Source organism: Cetobacterium sp. ZOR0034 (assembly GCF_000799075.1).
Taxonomy (GTDB): domain Bacteria; phylum Fusobacteriota; class Fusobacteriia; order Fusobacteriales; family Fusobacteriaceae; genus Cetobacterium_A.
In genome coordinates this window covers 1-19896 of record NZ_JTLI01000034.1, presented here as the reverse complement: position 1 = coordinate 19896, position 19896 = coordinate 1, and the positions used below count along the sequence as shown (strand labels likewise).

General features: G+C 29.3%; 21 protein-coding genes. 13 read left to right on the top strand and 8 right to left on the bottom strand.

What is annotated here, in order from left to right; translation table 11 throughout:
* A complete protein-coding gene (locus L992_RS07545) occupies window positions 1-1206 on the top strand; it encodes a molybdopterin molybdotransferase MoeA (protein WP_047382112.1) in 1206 nt (401 codons plus the stop codon).
* Window positions 1199-3091 (top strand): molybdopterin biosynthesis protein, encoded by a 1893-nt coding sequence (locus L992_RS07540; RefSeq protein ID WP_052193940.1) that lies wholly within the window; start codon window positions 1199-1201, stop codon window positions 3089-3091. The genes L992_RS07545 and L992_RS07540 overlap by 8 nt, the downstream gene beginning before the upstream one ends.
* Window positions 3092-3106: 15 nt before the next feature.
* On the opposite strand, the gene L992_RS07535 is transcribed toward L992_RS07540, so the two are convergent.
* Window positions 3107-4315 (bottom strand): OFA family MFS transporter, encoded by a 1209-nt coding sequence (locus L992_RS07535; RefSeq protein ID WP_047382110.1) that lies wholly within the window; start codon window positions 4313-4315, stop codon window positions 3107-3109.
* Window positions 4316-4567: 252 nt separating this feature from the next.
* Between L992_RS07535 and L992_RS07530 the strand changes: the two genes are divergently transcribed.
* The 3 genes from L992_RS07530 (at window position 4568) to L992_RS07520 (ending at window position 6999) form a co-directional block, all read left to right on the top strand.
* Complete coding sequence (locus L992_RS07530) at window positions 4568-4975, top strand: hypothetical protein (protein ID WP_047395393.1); 408 nt, start codon at window positions 4568-4570, stop codon at window positions 4973-4975.
* A gap of 138 nt (window positions 4976-5113) precedes the next feature.
* Window positions 5114-5656: a GNAT family N-acetyltransferase gene (locus tag L992_RS07525; protein ID WP_047382092.1), complete on the top strand. Its 543-nt coding sequence runs from the start codon at window positions 5114-5116 to the stop codon at window positions 5654-5656.
* A 26-nt stretch (window positions 5657-5682) separates the two neighbouring features.
* Window positions 5683-6999 (top strand): Na+/H+ antiporter NhaC family protein, encoded by a 1317-nt coding sequence (locus L992_RS07520; protein ID WP_047395390.1) that lies wholly within the window; start codon window positions 5683-5685, stop codon window positions 6997-6999.
* Between the two features lie 68 nt (window positions 7000-7067).
* On the opposite strand, the gene L992_RS07515 is transcribed toward L992_RS07520, so the two are convergent.
* The 6 genes from L992_RS07515 to L992_RS07490 all read right to left on the bottom strand — a co-directional run bounded on the left by L992_RS07515 (window position 7068) and on the right by L992_RS07490 (window position 11803).
* On the bottom strand, window positions 7068-8273 hold the full coding sequence (locus L992_RS07515) for a helix-turn-helix transcriptional regulator (RefSeq protein WP_047395387.1): 1206 nt from the start codon (window positions 8271-8273) through the stop codon (window positions 7068-7070).
* 77 nt (window positions 8274-8350) lie between these two features.
* The gene (locus tag L992_RS07510; RefSeq protein WP_052193939.1) at window positions 8351-8911 is read right to left on the bottom strand and encodes a hypothetical protein; all 561 of its coding nucleotides are present in this window, start codon (window positions 8909-8911) and stop codon (window positions 8351-8353) included.
* 869 nt (window positions 8912-9780) lie between these two features.
* Window positions 9781-10269, bottom strand: a complete 489-nt coding sequence (locus tag L992_RS07505) for a hypothetical protein (RefSeq protein WP_047382086.1) — start codon at window positions 10267-10269, stop codon at window positions 9781-9783.
* Window positions 10270-10525: 256 nt separating this feature from the next.
* Window positions 10526-11077, bottom strand: a complete 552-nt coding sequence (locus L992_RS07500; RefSeq protein WP_052191695.1) for a YbhB/YbcL family Raf kinase inhibitor-like protein — start codon at window positions 11075-11077, stop codon at window positions 10526-10528.
* A 90-nt stretch (window positions 11078-11167) separates the two neighbouring features.
* On the bottom strand, window positions 11168-11482 hold the full coding sequence (locus L992_RS07495; protein ID WP_047382085.1) for a helix-turn-helix domain-containing protein: 315 nt from the start codon (window positions 11480-11482) through the stop codon (window positions 11168-11170).
* A gap of 12 nt (window positions 11483-11494) precedes the next feature.
* Window positions 11495-11803, bottom strand: a complete 309-nt coding sequence (locus tag L992_RS07490) for an FMN-binding protein (RefSeq protein WP_047382082.1) — start codon at window positions 11801-11803, stop codon at window positions 11495-11497.
* 174 nt (window positions 11804-11977) lie between these two features.
* On the opposite strand from L992_RS07490, the gene L992_RS07485 reads away from it, so the two are divergent.
* The 4 genes from L992_RS07485 to L992_RS07470 all read left to right on the top strand — a co-directional run bounded on the left by L992_RS07485 (window position 11978) and on the right by L992_RS07470 (window position 14492).
* Window positions 11978-12307: a helix-turn-helix domain-containing protein gene (locus tag L992_RS07485; RefSeq protein ID WP_052191694.1), complete on the top strand. Its 330-nt coding sequence runs from the start codon at window positions 11978-11980 to the stop codon at window positions 12305-12307.
* A gap of 95 nt (window positions 12308-12402) precedes the next feature.
* Window positions 12403-12651, top strand: a complete 249-nt coding sequence (locus L992_RS07480; protein ID WP_047382080.1) for a thioredoxin family protein — start codon at window positions 12403-12405, stop codon at window positions 12649-12651.
* Window positions 12652-12665: 14 nt separating this feature from the next.
* The gene (locus L992_RS07475; RefSeq protein WP_047382078.1) at window positions 12666-13307 is read left to right on the top strand and encodes a peroxiredoxin-like family protein; all 642 of its coding nucleotides are present in this window, start codon (window positions 12666-12668) and stop codon (window positions 13305-13307) included.
* A gap of 15 nt (window positions 13308-13322) precedes the next feature.
* Window positions 13323-14492: a L,D-transpeptidase family protein gene (locus tag L992_RS07470; RefSeq protein ID WP_052191693.1), complete on the top strand. Its 1170-nt coding sequence runs from the start codon at window positions 13323-13325 to the stop codon at window positions 14490-14492.
* 34 nt (window positions 14493-14526) lie between these two features.
* Here L992_RS07470 and L992_RS07465 read toward each other — a convergent pair whose 3' ends face one another.
* Window positions 14527-15225: a GntR family transcriptional regulator gene (locus tag L992_RS07465; protein ID WP_047382076.1), complete on the bottom strand. Its 699-nt coding sequence runs from the start codon at window positions 15223-15225 to the stop codon at window positions 14527-14529.
* A 155-nt stretch (window positions 15226-15380) separates the two neighbouring features.
* Here L992_RS07465 and L992_RS07460 point away from each other — a divergent pair, with 155 nt between their 5' ends.
* From L992_RS07460 to L992_RS07445, 4 genes are read left to right on the top strand one after another with little or no spacing between them, the layout of a single operon-like run.
* Window positions 15381-16565 (top strand): CaiB/BaiF CoA-transferase family protein, encoded by a 1185-nt coding sequence (locus L992_RS07460; protein ID WP_047382074.1) that lies wholly within the window; start codon window positions 15381-15383, stop codon window positions 16563-16565.
* Between the two features lie 15 nt (window positions 16566-16580).
* The gene (locus L992_RS07455) at window positions 16581-17921 is read left to right on the top strand and encodes an SLC13 family permease (RefSeq protein WP_047382071.1); all 1341 of its coding nucleotides are present in this window, start codon (window positions 16581-16583) and stop codon (window positions 17919-17921) included.
* Between the two features lie 24 nt (window positions 17922-17945).
* Window positions 17946-18854 (top strand): hydroxymethylglutaryl-CoA lyase, encoded by a 909-nt coding sequence (locus L992_RS07450; RefSeq protein ID WP_047382070.1) that lies wholly within the window; start codon window positions 17946-17948, stop codon window positions 18852-18854.
* Window positions 18855-18867: 13 nt separating this feature from the next.
* The gene (locus tag L992_RS07445; protein ID WP_047382069.1) at window positions 18868-19815 is read left to right on the top strand and encodes a D-2-hydroxyacid dehydrogenase; all 948 of its coding nucleotides are present in this window, start codon (window positions 18868-18870) and stop codon (window positions 19813-19815) included.
* Window positions 19816-19896 lie beyond the last annotated feature (81 nt).

Here is a 19896-nt window from a genome sequence, read left to right as displayed (position 1 = left end):
ATGAATTTTTTTAAAACAATTACCTTAGATCAGGCTATAAATGAGATAAAAAAAAGAATAGATAAAGTTATTGAGATAGAGGAGATACCTTTATGGAAAAGTTTAAATAGAGTTCTTTCAGAGGATATATTTTCTGAAATAGATATTCCGTCCTTTGATAGATCTACAGTTGACGGATATGCAGTAAAAGCAAAAGATATATTTGGAGCAAGTGAGTTTTCACCAATTCCTTTAACGTATATAGGAGAGGGAGAGATGGGGAAGAAGACGGACATATTTTTAAAATCTGGAGAATGTATGTATATTCCTACAGGAGGAATGTTACCAGAGGGTTCAGATGCCGTGGTTATGATTGAAGATTGTGAAAATTTGGCTGATGAGATACTTGTGAATCGAGGAGTTTCAGAACTCTCAAATATCATTTTAAAAGGTACTGAAGTGACAAAAGATGAGATTTTAATAAGAAAAGGTGAGATTATAAAATCAAGTCATATCGGAGTACTCTCTTCAATAGGAAAATCTAGAGTTAAAGTTTATAAAAAACTTAAATTTTCGATAATATCAACAGGTGATGAGATTGTAGAATTAGGAAAGGATTTAAAACTTGGAGAGGTCTATGATATAAATACACATATATTTTCAGCATTGATCGAAGAAGGGTTTGGAGAAGTTGTTCAAACATTTTTAGTGAGAGATGATTTAGAGTTATTGTCTAAAAAGTTAGAGAGTGCTCTTGAGAAATCGGATATAGTTTTAATTTCTGGTGGAAGTTCTGTAGGTATGAGGGATTTTACTGTTGCGGCATTGGAGAAAATTGGTGGAGAAGTATTTATTCATGGGCTTTCTTTAAAGCCTGGAAAACCAACTATAGTTGCTAAGTGCAAAGATAAATTTGTATTTGGTATGCCTGGTCATCCTCAATCAGGAGTGACGGTTTTTAAAGCTTTGATTGAACCAACTTTTTTAAATAGAGATAGAGTTAAAGTATATGGCGAGTTAGCTCAAAATATTTATGGTGATTCTGGAAAAAGATGTTTTATAAATGCTAAATTAGAAGTTGTAAATGGAGAAGTTAAAATATATCCAGTTACGAGCAAGTCGTCTATGATAAGACCTCTATTAGAATGTGATGGAATAATTATTATTCCAGAATATAAAGAAGGATTTTATAAAGGTGAAGTGGTAGAGGTGATACTAAATGATTGAGAGAAATGTTTATATAGATAACATAGATGTAGACGAAGCAATAAATAGATATTTATCTAGTTTATCTTTGAATTTAGAGAGTGAAAAAATATCAGTTCTAGATTCTGTTGGAAGGGTAACTTCAAGGGCTGTTTTTGCAAACTATTGTTCTCCAACTTATCCAGCAAGTGCAATGGATGGAATATTCATATTTTCAGAAAAAATAAAATCAGCAACAGAAACAACTCCAGTTTACTTAAAAGAGAGTGATTTTAGATATGTCAATACAGGGAATTCTTTAGATTTAAAAAGTGGAAATTGTGTTGTTATGATTGAGGAACTTATTGAGTTAGAAAATGGAGAGTTTAAAGTAATTAAAAATGCTAAGCCTTGGCAACATATAAGGCCAATTGGAGAAGACATTATAGCGGGAGATATGTTGATAAAATCAAATCATAAAATAGCACCTCAAGATTTAGGAGCTTTAATAACAGGAGGGATAAAGGAGATTGAAGTATATAAAAAACCTCAAGTTGCAATTGTTCCAACGGGAGATGAAGTTATTGATATATTCAAAGAAGAGTTTAAAGAGAGATCGGTTATAGATTGTAACTCATATATATTTTCAGCTCAAATAAAAGAGTGGGGAGGAGTTCCAGAAATTAAAGATAGATTGAAGGATGATCCAATTGAGATGAAAAAAAGATTGGATGAACTTTCAAAAGAGTACGATATAGTAATTATAAATGCTGGTTCATCGGCAGGAAGCAAAGACTACACAAAATATATTATTAGTGAGCTTGGTGAGGTTGTTGTTCATGGTGTAGCAATAAAACCTGGAAAGCCAACAATTTTGGGAAAGATAAATGAAAAACCAGTTATAGGAATTCCAGGGTATCCTGTATCAGCATATTTAGCGATGGATATATTTTTAAAACCTCTTTTAGAAAATATGACAAAACTTTCTTCTGAAACAAAGTATATTGAAGGAAAGTTGGGGAAAAATATAAACTCATCTTTGAAGCACAAAGAGCTTGTGAGAGTAACTATACATAAAGGGGAGAATGGGTATATAGCTATGCCTCTTTCTAGAGGAGCTGGAATTACGACAAGTTTATCAAAAGCTGATGGAATTTTGGAAATCCCAAGAGCTGTAGAAGGATTAGGGGCTGGAGAGATAGTTAAAGTAAGACTTTTAAAACCTATAAAAGAGATTGATGATAATCTTATATCAATTGGAAGTCATGATGTTGTCATGGATTTGATAGGGGATTCTATAAAGCTTTGTTCAACACATGTTGGAAGTCTTGGTGGTATATTGGCTATAAAACAGGAAAATGCCCATATAGCTCCAATTCATATGTTGGATGAAGAGAGTGGAGTTTACAATATTTCGTTTATAAAAAAATACTTCCCGAATCAAGAAATGTTATTGATAAAAGGTGTTCGAAGAGTTCAAGGGATAATGGTTCAAAAAGGAAACCCTCTTCAAATAAAAAATATAAAAGATATTTTTTCTCAAAAAGTTAGATTTGTAAATAGACAAAGAGGCTCAGGAACAAGAATACTTTTAGATTATTTTTTGAAAAAAGAAGAGATCGATTCAGAAGAGATTGTAGGATATGATTATGAGTTATCTACACACTTAGATGTTGCGATGGCTATAAAAAATGGAACTGCTGATGTTGGTCTTGGAATAATGGAGGCTGCTAAAATAGCAGATTTAGATTTTATCTCAATATCTGAAGAGGAGTACGATTTTTTAGTTAATCCTAAAATAAAAAATAGTGATAAGATTAATGGTTTCATAGAGTTTTTAAAATCTGATTTCTTTAAAAGAAAAATATCTGAGTTAGATGGTTATAGCTTAAAAAAGCCAGGAGAAATAATAAGGATAGAAAAGTAAAAGTGTCAAAGGTTGTTAACCTTTGACACTTTTATTTCGAAGAAAAATTAAGCAGATAAATATTCCTAAAATACAAGCAACAATAACAGGATAAAAAATATAGATGTATGATCCAAAAGTTTCTTTAAAATATCCGCCAATAAACCCTTGAGATAGAGCTCCAATACCATAAGCTGTGAAAAGTATTCCGTAGTTTGCAGTATAATGAGGTTTTCCAAAAATATTTGCAGTTGATGCAGGAGCTATTGATAACCATCCACCCAAATTTAACCATAAGATTGAGAAACCTATGACGAAGGCGATAATATTACCTTTAAAAGTTAAAGATAATCCCGCTGCAAAAATAATTGATGAATATGATATTAAAATAGCTTTTTTAGAACCTAATTTATCTGTAATAGCTCCGAATAATGGTCTTCCAATTCCGTTAAAAATAGCAAAGAATGATGTGAAAAATGCTGCTTTTAGTGGAGAGATTCCAATCACTTGTTGAGCATATGAACTTGAAACTCCGATTGCTAAAAGCCCAGAAAAGGCTCCAATAGCATAGCAACTCCAAAGTGCATAAAATTTTGTAGTTTTAAGCATATCTTTAGGACCGATATCAAACCCTAAATCTTCATGTTTTTGTGTAGTTACAACTATTTCACTTTTGTTTGGAAACCTTAAGGTTAAAGATAAAAGTGTAAGTATAACAGCAAAAGCTATTCCTAAGATTTTAAAGGTAGAAAAGACACCAAATTTAATTATTAATTCTCCAGCTAAAGGAGCTGTAATAAATGGTGAAAGTCCAAAACCTAAAAGTGTTAATCCAACTGCAAATCCCTTTTTATCAGGGAACCATTCTGTTACAACGGCCATAGGAATCCCATAAACAGTTCCTACGCCGATTCCACCTAAAATCCCGTAGGTTAAAATTATAAACTCAATACTTTTAGCATATGAAGCCAAAATCCAAGCTAAAGATATTAAAAGTGAACCAGCTATAGCCAAAATTTTTGGATTGATTTTTTTAATAAATAAACCAGCTACAGGCATTGAAAATGCATAGCAAAATAAAAATGTTGTATATGGCATGCTTGCCAAAGTAGGAGAAACAGGTTCTCCATAAAGTGTTTCTAAAGTTTGTCTTAAAGGGGTTTGGAATACTCCCCATGAATAGATAGTTCCCATACATAAGAACATGACTAAACCGCTAATAATGTATCTTTCTCTTCTTTTCATATAAAAACTCCTATTTTCTTTTTTTTATTTTGATAAAAATATTTAATATAAGATACTATATTAAATGTAAAAATAAAAGAGTTTTTTTATTTTAATAAAAAAAACTATATATTTTTTCTGAAATTTGACTGCTTATTCAAAAATAGTAAAAAGATTTATTATAATGAAAGAAGGAAGGAGATATTAAAGTTTGTAAAGTTCTTGTAAGCCTTTAAGGCAAATTTTCTTATTAAAAAGTAATAGGAGGAAAAAATGAAAAAACTATTTATATTAGGAACAGTTTTATTGTCAACATCACTATTTTCAGCAGGGCAAATGGGTGGTATGATGCAGGGCGGAAAAATGGAAAATATGCCGATGATGCAAAGTGGAATGCCGTGCCAATGTCCTATGATGGGAGCTGGAGGAAAAGGTATGATGACTTCAAAGATGATGACACCTGAAATGAAAAAAGATATGCAGATGCAAAAAATTGCAATTCAAGAAAAAGAACTAGAGATATCAAAAGCATTAACTCAAGATAAGATTGATTGGGCTAAGGTAGAGCAACTAAATAGAGATATAGCTCATATTAGAGCGACAAACGAAACAAAGATGATGCAAATGCACTATGAAATGATGCAAAATCCAGGTCCACTTTATGAAGACAAAGTAAACTAGTTAATTTTTAATAGATTTTAATAGAGGGCGTTAATCCCTCTATTTTTTATCTTAAATTTAAATCTAAATATTTGTTTTCAGATTAATTCGTGATACTATACCTTATAAATTGATTAAATTTCTAGGAGGTAGAAATTCATGGATTTAAAAAACGAATACATAGTAGAAAGTGAAAGGTTAAAATTTAGAAAGATTGTTGATATGGATTTTAATAAAATTCATAAAATATTAAAAGATGAAGAGATTATGTATGCTTGGGGACATGGGTTTTCTGAAGATGAAACAAGAGAATGGATAGAAAAAAATAAAATTCGTTATAAAAATGAAGGATTTAGTTATTTTTCTGTTATTCAAAAAAATACAGGTGATTTTATTGGAGTTATGGGACCTTTAATAGAAGAAATAGGTGGAGAAAAAAATGTTGGAGTTGCATATATTATAGATAAAAAATATTGGGGGAATGGATATGCTACAGAGGCTGTAAAAGTATTTATAGACTATGCATTTAATATTCTAAAAGTAAATAAGGTTATAGCTCAAATTCGACCTGAAAATATTAAATCTTCTAAAGTCGCACAAAGAGTTGGGATGAAACTTGAGGGTGAATTTATCAAAATTTATAAAGAAGAAGAGATGTTACATTATATATATAGTATTTCATCTGAAAATATTAAATTATAAATTAGTGAATGAAGGAGGGGGATTAGATGCTTCATCTATTTTTTATTGTTATTTCAATAGTATATTCTTTTAAAACACAATCGGCATTATTGATTGTATTATCAATGATTTTTTTAGGAACCTTACTCTTCTCAATAAAAAGATTTGAAACATTGAAAAAGAGCTTAGAAATAGTTATAGAAGGAACAAAAAAATCATATCTATTGGTTTTGATATTTGCTTTATTAGGAGCCCTATCAGCTAGCTGGTTTATTTCGGGAACAATTCCAGCTTTAATATATTATGGAATTAAGATTATTGAACCAAATTACTTCTATCTATTTTCTTTTTTGATAACATCTTTGTTTTCGTTTTTAATTGGAAGCTCTTTTGGAACTGTTGGAACAATTGGCTTGGTGATGGTATCATTAGCTAGAGGAATCGGATTAGATTTATATATAGTTGCAGGAAGTGTGATATCAGGAGCTTATTTTGGTGATAGAGGATCTCCAATGTCATCGAGTGCTAATTTTGTGTCTATTTTAACACAAACAAATATATATGATAATGTGCGAAGAATGTTTAGAACCTGTATCATACCTTATCTAATCACTTTAGGAGTATATTATTATTTTGGAAAGGATATAGATGTAAGATTTATAGAAAATGATATTTTAGTTTTATTAGAACAAAATTTTTATCTTAAATTTTTAGTATTTATTCCATTAGTTTATCTTATAATAATGTGTCTTTTAAAGAAAAATATTAAGTATACAATATTTATAAGTATTCTTTTAAGTTTAATTTTAGGATGGTTTTTACAAGAAAATAGAGACAGAAATATACTTTATATTTTTGAAACTTTGATTTATGGGTTTAAGCTTCCTGTTGAAAATGAATTGTCTAATATAGTAAAGGGAGGTGGTATATTTTCAATGGGAACAGCAATGGTTATGGCATTGCTTTCTTGTGGTTTAGTAAATTTAGTTGATAAATTAGGGGCTTTAAAGATTTTCTCTGAAAGAATAGGAAGCTTCAAAAATGAGTATAAGATATATTTATATACAATTTTTGTTGCAATTATAACAGCTGCAGCGAGTTCAAGCCAATCGACATCCATACTTTTAACATCCCAGATTATGAAAGATATCTATCAAAAAAGTGGATTTTCAAATGAAGAATTAGCTTTAGACATAGAAAATAGTTGTGTAATATTAAGTCCATTAATACCTTGGAATATAGCAATAGCTGTTCCAGCATTAATGTTGGATATTCCAGCATATAAAATAATACCATACTCATTATATTTATATATTCTTCCTTTAACAGTAATAGTTTTAAAATTAAAAAATAAATACACTTAATGTATAAGAAAGCTCCCTTTACACTGATTAAATAAATTTTAATCAGTGTAAAGGGAGCAATTTTTCTATCAAAGATATTTATTTCTATATTTAAGAGGAGTTAAGCCAAATTTATTTTTAAAGCTGACAGTAAAATTATTAGCTGAAGTAAAAGAGAGAGTGTCTGAAATATAGTTTATCTTATAATTAGTTGTTTTCAATATCAATGCAGCTCTCAATAATTTTTGCTCTAATAAATATTCAGAAGGAAGTATATTTAAATATTTTTTAAATTTATCATTTAAAATTTTATTATAAACTTTATATTTTTTTTCCAGAGTTTTGACTGTTAATCCTTTATCGATATTATTATCAATGTATTTAATGATTTCATTGAATTGTGAGTCGCAACAGTAAAAAGAATCCACTGTAGATTCGACATGTTGGTGGTTTAAAATGTTTGAAAGAATTTTTAGAAGAAAAATATCCTTTTCAGTAGATTCATAATCATTTAATAGAAGTTCTATTCTATATAGCGTTATTAGAGATATAGAATTTTTCTTAAATTTTGTATTTAAAATTTTTAAAATAAATGGACTTTTTATTTTAAAGATTAGTAACTTACATTGTTCGGTTAAAAAAGTTGCATCGTTCAAAATAGATTGATTTACAATAAATACATCTCCTTTTTTTAAAAGAACATGTTCAGAAGAGTTATTGTGGCTATAAAAAAGAGATCCTTCAATACAAATTCTAACAATAATTTCATTGGTTGAGTTATAAACTTCAATTTTTTGACAGATAGAATTATATTCCAATTCAACAAAATCAAAGAATTCATTGCTAGTAAACTCGATTTTATTACTTAGAATCTGATTAGAATTATTCACAATCTCGTCAAAAGCGATGTCTTGTAATTCAATTACTTCATTTATTTTAGGTAAATTTAATTTAAAGGTTCGATATTCGCTACTATTTTTATAATCAGTTTCAATTTTTTGAAAAATAGTCTGTTCATTATAATTTTTATTTAAAATTTTATACCAAAGATATATAAAGAGGATGTTGATAGATTTATCTTTGTAATGAGTTCTTAGAAAAGTCTCGATATCTAAGGATGAATTATTCATATTTTTCAAATTATAAAAAATATCCAAAATCTCTAATTTAAAATTTTTATCTGTTTTTTTATTTAAAAATTCGTATAGAAAACTAATCTTAGTATATAGATTATATTGATTGATGTCATATTTTTTTAAGGTTTTTTCAAGTTCGTTTAAGACTAGATTGTACAAAATAGTGATCCTCCTTTCTTTTTGATTTTTATAAAAATCCCTGCCAAAAGTTAAGTTGGCAGGGAGTATTTAGTTATTTAAAATTTTGTTTCTAACATGGCAAATGCTTGAGGTTGCCATCTCCAATTTTTTGCTCGACTTTCTTCTTCAATATCCCAGTTTCTATATTCAGCAGCAATACCAGTAGTTAATGTAACAGCATCAGTAATTTTATAAGCCATAGATACATCAACTAAAGTATATAAAGAGTACGAGTTTTTATCAGTATATTTAGCTACACCATCTTTCATTGCGTAACGTTCATATTGTCTAAATGTATACGGGTCATATCCACCTTCAAAATTTAAAGAAAAGGCAACTTTATTCATTTCGTATAGTGGGAATGATTTGTAGATATATGATTCGAAGTCTACTGCGAACTCTTTATCTTCATATTGATTAGGAGCTTTTTCAAAATCATGATTGTAAAAGTCTTGTCTCAAATAAAGATTATTTTCAAATCCAATACCAAGAGGTAGTTTCATGAAAGTGTAAGTGTTCAAAATAGCTCTATTAGAGTATCCACCACCGTTATCTTTAGCCATAGTATGTCTAAATCCAGGTGCGATTTTGAAATCTGTAAATGGTGCACCAACCAATCTGTCAACTAACTGAAATCTTCCTTCATAAGTAAATCTTTTTACATCATTAACTAATTATAGCAATAGGTAAGAATTTGATATTATCTCCATCTTTTCCCCTGCTCCACACCGTACGTGCGACTTTCACCGCATACGGCGTTCCATCAATTTTTTTTAATCATTAAAAGTAGTAGTTAGCATAAAACCTATAAAATTAAAAAAATTGACTTGGGGCCATCCCTCCACCACTTATTATCATGGTTTCATAGGTACTATGCCCCTACTCTCACAGAATCAAAAGAATTTCGTTAAAACACTTATATCTACCAACCACAATTTATATAAATGGTTGTATTCTGCTTTCCACGTTCCTTATTTCCTATGTATATAACTCTACTTAGGTGGTTACTATGAGCCTGTAAGCTTGGAATTGCCTATAACAAAACAAGGATTTTCATAACAGAGATTCTTACTAATCCTCACTTACATATGTACTTAATAAAACAAATGGGAAAGCGCCACATTAAATATATCACTATATTTTGAATTCTAGACTCTTTAATTCGTAACTTTGTCAGCAAGTGTGAAGGAACTTGCATACTCACCATATAGAGCTCCACTCCCAGTTTATCAACTTTCTAAAAATATATATAAAATACAAAAAGACATGGACAGTGTATATTAAATATTTTAATTATAAGTTTTATAGTCGTCGGGAAACGAACACTAAATTCTAAAGAAAGTTTTCAACTGACTTCACCGGGCTTCATACAAAGAGTTGTAAATAGTACAACCTATGCATGCCGGAGTATTAGAGAAGATGCTTCAAGACGTTACTCTCTCATTTCATCTTTCGGAAATAAAGTTCTCTACTATTTCGCTAAAGATTAAGCTACTTTTAGCATGTCGTGACTTTTCACCACGAAACGTGTCGCACCTCTGTATTCAAAGAATGATGTAAATAAATCGTTATGAGCATGATAAACTCTTAGACGTTTATCGCTACCTAAATCCCCTTCTTTTTCTGAATTAAGAGCTTGATAATCTCTCAATCTGAATTGAACTCTTGTCTTTTCAGTTGCTTTTAAATCTAGTAAGTATTGTGCTCTCATAGATTCATTGTTATTATTCCATTTTCCTTCCCCAGCCTTACTACCTTCAGTTTGTCCATAATACTTTAACTGTAATCCGAAGCTACCAGATGGTTTGAATGACATTTGTTCTGTTGGAATCATAGATACTTCTTTAGCAAGAACTAATTCTTCAGTTACAACTTCAGATGTTGTTTCAACAATAGGAGCCACAACTACTTCTTTAGCAAGAAGAGAAGATGCTAAAAGAAAAAAACTTAATCCAATTGATCCTTTAAACTTCATTAAATCCCCTCCAAAAATTTTTCAACTAAACTTCAAAATAACTTAAATTTAGTTGTTACTGTAATCATAGCAATGAATTAAAAGTTAAAATATTTAATAAAAAAATTTTTTCAGTTAAATATCAATATAAAAAAATATTGTTGATAATTTTGAATATAAAAAACTATATAAACTAAAGTTTTCTTAATATTTTTATAAAAATAAAATATTTAATAAAAAAACCATAAGACTTTCCTTATGGTTTTTAATAGCATAATTAGTTTCGGTAATCAGCTTTTAATGTGACACTTTCTAAAATATGCCCTTCCATCTCTTTGTATAAATCGTTTAAATAAAATCCATTTGTAAAAGAAATTTCTTTGTCTAAAGCATAAAGAGTTATATTATAAGTGTGCGGTTTATCAGGAGGAGCAGGTCCTCCAAAATGAGAAGCTTCAGATTTAGATAGGCCTCCCATAGATGAAACCCAACTGTTAACACCTTGAATAATATTTTTATCCTCTAAACTAGCATTTTCTTTTAATTCGTTATAGTTTCCTGGAATAATAGCGACCCAATGAATCCAAGAAAAACCTGTAACAGGGATAGCATCTAAATCTTGCATAACAAGAGCAAAAGATTTTGTATTTTTAGGTGAGTTTTTCCATTTTAAAGGCAGTGAAAGAGATGGCATTCCATTTATATTTTGAGAGCCAAATTTACCATACTTTTCTTTAATAAAACCATTTTCAACTCCAGAGCTCTCTAAACTAAATCCAAAAGCAGAGATACTTGTAACAAAAATACTTGTGATAATTTCTTTTTTCATAAAATCTCCTCCTTAAATATTTTGTATTAAGATTGATTTTATGTTAACATTTTTTTGATTATTAATGAATAACTCACTTTTTTGTTAGTATTAAATATTTTTTCCCAAATATTTTATTCCTAGCTCTTGAAATTTTGCAAGAGTGGGAATTAACTCTTTTCCGAATTCGGTTAAAACATATTCAGTGTGCTTAGGAAAAACATCATACTCAATTTTTTCAATAAGACCGTACTCAATCATATCATTTAAGTGTTGTATTAACATTTTTTCATTGCATCCAACTATAACTTTTTTTAAATCGGTTAAACGTTGATTTCCTAATCTCATTCTCCACAAGATAATAGGAATCCATTTTCCTCTTAAAATAAAAAAAACAGCTTCTAAAGGGCAAGTTATCTCTCTCATAAATTTTTTCTCCTATTTTTTTAAAGCATCACTTAAAGCTTTGATAAAGACATCGGATGTATAGCTTGCACCAGAAACATAATCGATATCAGCAGAATTATTAGTTTTAGCTCGTTTGATTAATTCAGGAATCGCTTTTTGTGAAATACTTTTTTTTGTATTATTTTCTAAAACTTGAATATCTTTAATTTTGCCATCTGAATCCTTTTCAACCTTCAATTTTATTTCATAACCGTATCTTTCGTTTTTTCCAATACCAATAGATTCGTTTGCGAAAGAAATAGCAGAAACTAAAAAACTAAATATTAAAATTTTTTTCATAAAGCTCAACTCCTTTTTGATTCTACCATATCACAAATTAAGAAACAATGTAAACTAGTTACTTTTTTGTAACTGTTCGAAATTATTTTTGACAGACTTGAGATATATGGCTATAATGAGGATAATATTAGAGTAATTTAATAAAAAATATTAAGATGCAAGAGGGGAGATTTTATGGAAATAAAAAAAATAGATCACTGTCCTGTTGAATTAACAGCACTAATTCTAGGCAAAAAATGGATTCCTACTATACTTTTTAAATTAAGAGATGGAGAGATGAGATTAGGGGAATTACAAAGAGTTTTGGGATGTAGCAAAAAAATTCTTATTGAACAATTAAATCTTCTTATTTTACATAAAATTGTTGAGAATAGAAAGGTTTATAAAGAAAATAGTGTTGAATCATATTACTATTTAACTGAGTGTGGAAGCGAACTTTTACCAATTTTAGTAGACATGAAAGCTTTCGGTTGTAAATTTGAAGAAAATATAAGTAGAAACTAAATTGTAACTAGGTAACAAAATAGTGACTAGTTGTTTTTAATTTTTTTTTATATTATCCTAAGAGCATAACAAATTTAAATCTTAGGAGGCAAAAAATGGAAAAAATTTTATTAACTTCAAAAACATGTAAGCACTGTATAACAGCAAAGGAAATTTTAAAAGATACCTCTGATTTACTAATTAAAGATATAGAGGAGAATGAAGAGTTAGGAATTAAATATGGAGTAAGAGCAGTTCCAACATTGGTAACAGTTTGTAAAATTGATGGGGTAAAGAGTTACGTTGGAACAGATAAAATTCAGGAATTTGTAAATAAATCAAAAAAAACAGCTTGTGAGTTATAAAAGGGGTGATTGAAATGGAAATTCTTGAAAAAAAATTAGCTGAAAGAAGAGAAGCAACAAAAGAGAGAGTTGCCCCGGAAACATTGACGAAGATGTTAAAGGCAACACAAAACTTAAAAAACGAAGATGTAGAAAAAAGAGCGTTTAATGTTGGGGATAAAATTGAAAATTCGAAATTACTTAATAGCTTAAGTGAAGAGGTTGAGTTGGTAAAAATCTTAGACAATAAACCAAGCATAATAAGTTTTTATAGAGGAACATGGTGTCCTTATTGTAATTTAGAGCTTGCAGCTTATAATAAAATACTTCAAAATAAAAAAGAAGTAAATATGATTGCAATATCTCCAGAAAAACCAGATAGTTCAGTGGATACAGCGAACTTGAATTTTAAAGTATTTTCAGATATTAATAATGAGCTTGCTAAAAAATTAAACTTAGCATTTGATATCACTGAGACAATAGAAGAGGTATATAAAGGATTTGGAATTGACTTAGAGGAATCACAAGGAAATAAGGATAGAATACTGCCAATACCAGCTACATATATAGTTAATTCTTCTAGAGAAATTGTTTATGCATATATAGATGCCGATTATACTAAAAGAGCTGAACCTAAAGAAGTTATAGAAAAATATTTAGAGATTTTTAACTTATAATTTAGGGTTGTTAAAATGATTAAGATTTTAAAACTTATAATAATCAATATTTTTTTTATGACTACTTTGTATGCAGAATCAAAACTTATGTTAGAAAAATACACTGAAGTAATACCTCTTGGTGTAAAGGTCAATATAAAAAATAATGAATCAGAACCAGAGTTTTTAAACTATGTATTTGTAAAAACAATAGATGCTCCAATAAGAAAAGATTCATCAATTAATTCTCAAGAAATTATGAGATTACCATATAATACCAAAATGAAAGTTTTAGAAAAAATAAAAGTTGGAAAAAATGACTGGTATAAAGTTTCCATAAAAACTACGACAGGAGAAAGTGTAATAGGTTATGTTTCTGCTAATTTAGTTTCGATAAGAAAATTTAGATTTGAAAAAATGAATAAAAAAGTTGAAGATTTATCAAACTTCCTTAAAAGTGAAGCAAAATTAGGTAAAGAGTTAGTTTCAACGAATACATATATTCCAAATCCTAAAAATGAAAATATGAATCGATTGAAAGATAAATATGGAGTTTCAGCAGATCAGAATGCTGTGGGAATGTATGGAGATGAAATAATATATATCCCTGATAGATCCTTAATGTCGATAGAATCGCTAGAGGGAGACTACGCATATGTGAATGTTTTTTCAATTCCAGAAAAACCATTAAAAGTTCATAAGAGGGTTTTGTCAAGAAATCCCGTGGTTAACTCAAATTTCAAAAAAGTTATAGTTATAGATTTAGAAAATGAAAATCAAGGAATATTTGAAAAAAATAAAAATGAAGAGTGGGAACTAATATCTTATACTTTAAATAAAACTGGATTAGAAAGTACTTTAGGATTTGAAACGCCAAAAGGAAATTTTATAGTTCCGGTAGCTAAATACGAGATGTTTTATACTGACCAGTATGGAAGGTTGGCTGGATTAGCGAAATATGCAATCAGATTTTCTGGTGGAGGATATATTCATGGAACCCCTATCGATTTTGAAGAAAATATAAATAGAGATTTTTTCTTAGAGCAGAAAGATGGTACTTTGGGAACGGTTGAAGGAACTAGAAAATGTATTAGAAATTCTGAGGCACATATTAAATTTTTATTTGACTGGATAACCAACGGAAAAGTAAATAGAAAATCAAATGATCAAAGACCAGATGAAAATGTTATGGTTATAGTTTTTTAAAGAGTAAAAAAAGGAGCTGATTTAGCTCCTTTTTTTATTTTAAAAAATAATCTGGATATTTTTGTACTAGGTTTTCGAAAGAGTTTGTAAAGTTTTTTACATGTAAATCCCTTATAGAAGATATATTATCATCATTTGTACCTTTTAGTAGGTCGATAATTCTTTGATGCTGTTCTAAGATGAATAAAATGTTATTTAGCTCAGGAGTTTCAAGAACTCTAAATCTTTCATAATGTGTGCTCGAAGAAGAAATTATATCCCAAACTTCTGCTTTGTCAATAAAGTTAAAAATAATTTTATGGAACTCTTTATCAAGATCAAATAGATTTAAAAGGTTTTCGGGTTTTTTGCAGATAGAAATAATTGATTTCATTTCCAAAAAATTTTTATCTAAATTTTTAATAAATTCTAATTTATCTTTTTTGGAAGTTTTTGCTAAAAATAATACTTCATTTTCGACAACTTTTCTTATAAATAGTGTACTTTCAACTAATTTTAGATTAATTTTAGATATAAAAGTTCCTTTTTGGGGGATAACATCAATAAGATTTTCCTCTTTTAGTTTAGCTAAGGCTTCTCTGATAGGAGACTTGCTTGCATTAAATAGTTTTTGTAATTCGCTTTCGCTTATTTTTTCTCCTGGTTTTAATGTTAATGACATAATATTATATTTCAAATTCCTATAAATGTTCTGCTTGATACTTTCATTTTTCTCAGGTTCTAGTAATTTCATAAGAAAGATCTCCTTAAATTAAATTTATTATACTTAAAGTATATTCTAAAATTATGATTAGTCAACAAATAAAAAAAATTTGACAAAAGAATCAGTTATGTAGTATATATTAAAATCAAGACGACTAGTCGACTAGAATAAAATGGAGGTAATAAATGGGTGCATTAAGTGGAGTTAGAGTTTTAGATTTAACAAGAGTGTTAGCAGGACCTTATTGTGGAATGCTTTTAGCTGACATGGGAGCTGAAGTAATAAAAATAGAGGTTCCTGGGAAAGGGGATGATAGTAGAAGTTTTGCTCCTTTTGTAAATGGAGAAAGTGCTTATTACATGAATTTAAACAGAAACAAAAAAGGAATAACTTTAAACTTAAAAAGTGAAAAAGGAAAACAAATATTTTTTGATCTTTTAAAAGATGCTGATATTTTGTTAGAGAATTTTAGACCTGGAACAATGGAAAAGTTAGGATTAGGGTATGAAACTTTAAAAAAAATAAACCCTGGAATTGTATATGGATGTGTTTCTGGCTTTGGTCATACAGGACCTTATAAAAATAGAGCTGGATATGACATCATAGGGCAAGCTGTTGGAGGATTGATGAGTACTACAGGATGGCCAGGGGGAGAACCAACAAGAACAGGAACAGCTATGGCAGATGTTTTAGCAGGATTAAGTGTTACTATTGGAGTTTTAGGTGCACTTAATCATAAGAATAAGACAGGAATAGGACAAAAAGTCGATGTTGCTTTAGTGGATTCGGTTATATCATCTATGGAAATAATTACACAAATATACTTAGTTGGCGGGAAAATACCAGAAAAAATAGGAAATAGATATGAATCTGTATATCCTTATGACTCATTTAAAGCGAAAGATGGTAGTTTAGTAATCGGCTGTGGAAACGATAAACTTTTTGGATTGTTAACTGAAATAATGAAAAGAGAAGATTTGAAAACAGATGAAAGATTTGTAATAAATTCTAAAAGAGTTGAAAATCATGCTCAGTTGAAGCCTATAATTGAAAATTGGTTAAAAGATAAAGAGATTGATGAAACAGTTGAAAAGTTATTGGCAAAAGGAATCCCTGCGGCACCGATAAATACGATAGATAAAGTTGTAGCAGATCCGCATGTATTATCAAGAGAGATGTTTGTTGAAGTTGAACACCCGATAGCTGGAAAAATGAAGCTAACTGGAAATCATTTAAAGTTTAGTGAGACACCAGCTGTAATAAAGACGCCTGCTCCACTTCTTGGTGAACATTTAGATGAAGTATTAAAAAATATTTTGAAATTAGATGAGGAGACAATTTTAAAACTGAAAGAAGAAAAAGTTTTCTAAGAAGAGGGGAAAAAAATGATTTTATCCATAGTTGCATTTTTGATGTTAGTAGTAATGACTATTTGCCTATTAAAAAATAAAACTTCTCCAATTGTAGCGTTTATAATATTTCCTTTTATAGCTGTTTTAGGAGTAGTTTTGTTTACAGATACTTTTGTCTCTTTAGGAAGCAAGAGCTATCAAGTGGTTGAAGTTGTCAATTGGGCAACAAACGGTGTTAAATTGACAATGAATAACGCTATTTTATTTATGTTTTCTATAATTTATTTTGGAATTATGAATGAGAAAGGATTGTTCGATCCAATAATAAGTTTTTTAGTTAAATATTCAGGAAAAAATAAAATTTTGATTTATATCTCAACAGCATTGATTGCTCTTGTGGGTCAATTAGATGGAGCTACAGCAACAACATATTTAGTAACTATTCCAGTTATGTTACCTATTTATAAAAAATTTAAAATGAATATTTTATCGATGTTGACAATAATTGGAGGAATAACAGGAGTTTGGAATATGATTCCTTGGGGTGGAACGGTTATAAGAACCTCTGTAGTTTTACAAAGCTTTGGAGTGGAGGTAACCCCTCAAGAGTTGTGGAAAGAGGTTTTACCACTTCAAATAGTTGGAAGTCTTGTGGTAATTATATTTGCGATATATTTTGGTAATAAAGAAAAAAGAATAGAGAGTTTAAAAACTGTTGCAGATGAGGAAAGTCAAGGGTCAAGTAATATTTACAAAATCAATTGGTTATCTTGGGGTAAAAATTTTTGTCTAACAGTAATTACGATATTGTTAATGATTAGATTTTCAAAAATACCTAGCTATTTTATATTTTTAATTGCTACCGGTATGGCTTTATTGTTGAATTTTAGCGATGGAAAGGATCAAGTTAGAGTCATAGAAAAAAATGCAGCTGTAGCATTTAACACAGCGGGGACATTTTTAGCAGCAGGAGTATTTTTAGGAATATTTAAAGAAAGTGGAATGACTAAATCGTTAGCAGATATTTTGATATATATATTTCCGACAATTCTCTTACCTCAAATAGGTAGAGTTTTGGGAAGTTTAGGAAGTGCGATTGGAATCGCTTTCAGTTCAGATTTATATTATTATTCGTTTGTTCCGGTTGTAATAGAATCAGTTGGAAACTTCAGAATTAGTCCAAAGAATATAGCGTTAGCCATGTTGATAGGACAAAACGTTGGAACAGTAATAAATCCATGCGTACCAACAACTTTTTTAGCGATTGGTTTAGCTGGAGTAGAGTTGAAAGATCATATAAAATTCAGCTTAAAATATCTACTTATAATATCTTTTGTGATGGTATTATTCGGAATTTTTTTAGGAATACTTTAAGTTTTTTATTTAGGGAGAGTGACAATGAATTACAGAAATGAAGTAGAGATAATAGAGATAGGTCCGAGAGATGGATTTCAAAATGTAACAGAATTTATAGCAACAAATAAAAAGAAAGAGATAATTGAAAAATTAATAGATGCAGGAATGAGAAGAATGCAGCTAACATCTTTTGTTTCTCCAAAACATATACCACAAATGCAAGATGCTGAAGAGATTGTTAAATACTTTTTAGAGAAATATAAAGATATTAGATTTTTTGCGTTGGTTCCTAATTATAGAGGAGCAAAGAGAGCTTTTGATATAGGCTTGAGAGAAATAACTTATGTAATTTCTGTTTCGGAGGGACATAATAAAGCCAATGTAAATAGAAGTGTGGATGAATCTTTTGAAGAGTTAAAACAAATTATTGAAGAGTTTCCAGAGATGTATGTAAATTTAGACGCAGCTACAGTATTTGGATGTCCATTTGATGGAGAGGTTACTTATGAGCAACTTGAAAAATATGTAGAAAAAGCTGTAAAAATAGGAATAACAACAATAAATTTATGTGACACAATTGGAGTTGCAAATCCGACTCAAGTGAAAAATGTTGTAGAAAATTTATTAGAGAAGTTTCCAAATATAGAGTTTCATATACATATTCACGATACAAGAAATATGGGGATGCTGAACTCTTATGTTGCAATAGAAAGTGGAATTAAGCACATTCAAGCTTCGATAGGAGGGATGGGTGGATGTCCGTTTGCCCCAGGAGCATCTGGAAATTTATCAACAGAAGATTTTGTTTATATGCTAGACAAAGTGAATATAGATACAGGAATTGATTTTAAAAAATTACTTAAAGTTGCCAAAGAGTGTAAAAAGACAATTCCAGGAGTTTACAGTGGTCATCACATAAATATAGATGAGGATTTAATATGTGTTTTTTAAAAGGAGTTAATATATGAAAATAGTTGTTTTAGATGGGTATACACTGAATCCTGGTGACTTATGTTGGGATGAATTGAAAACTTTGGGAGAGGTTGTTATTTATGACAGAACTTCTCCTGAGGAAGTTTTAGAAAGAATAGGGGACAGTAAAATTATATTTACAAATAAAACTAGAATAGATAAATCTGTTATAGATTCTTGTAAAAATTTAAAATATATAGGTGTTTTAGCAGCTGGATATAACATTGTTGATGTAGAGTATGCAAGAGAAAAAGGGATTGTGGTAACAAATACACCTGGGTATAGTAGAAAGGCTGTTGTTCAATTTGTATTTGCATTAATATTAGAGATAGCTCATCATGTTTGGGATCATAGTTTGAAGGTAAAATCTGGGGAATGGCAAAAAAGAAAAGATTTTTGTTTTTGGGACTATCCTTTAATCGAATTAGAGGGAAAAACTTTAGGGATTGTTGGAGCTGGGAATATAGGGAAAGAAAATATTCCTATAGCTAAGGCTTTTGGAATGAATGTTTTAGTTTATGACCGATATTCAAATAAAGATTCAGAAAAATATCGAGTAGAGTTAGATGAATTACTAAAGAGATCGGATATAATAACGTTTCATTGTCCATTAACAATTCAAACTAAAGAACTTATACGTGAGGAAAATATCTTGAAGATGAAGAATGGAGTTATTTTAATTAATACTTCAAGAGGAGAGTTAGCTAAAGAAAGTGATGTGTATAAGTATTTAGAAAATGGGAAAATAGGATATTATGCTGCAGATGTTGCTTCAACAGAACCTATTTTAGATGAGAATATTCTTTTGAAAGCTAAAAACTGCATAATAACACCTCACATAGCTTGGGCACCAAAAGAATCAAGAGAAAGATTGTTAAAAATAGCAATAAATAACTTAAAACTTTATTTTTCTGGGGAGAGTGTAAATAAAGTAAATTAATAAAAATAAAGAATCTGTTAACTAAAGATGAAAAATAGGTCCAATTCCTTAAAAAGGGATAAAGATTTTCGATTTGAAATA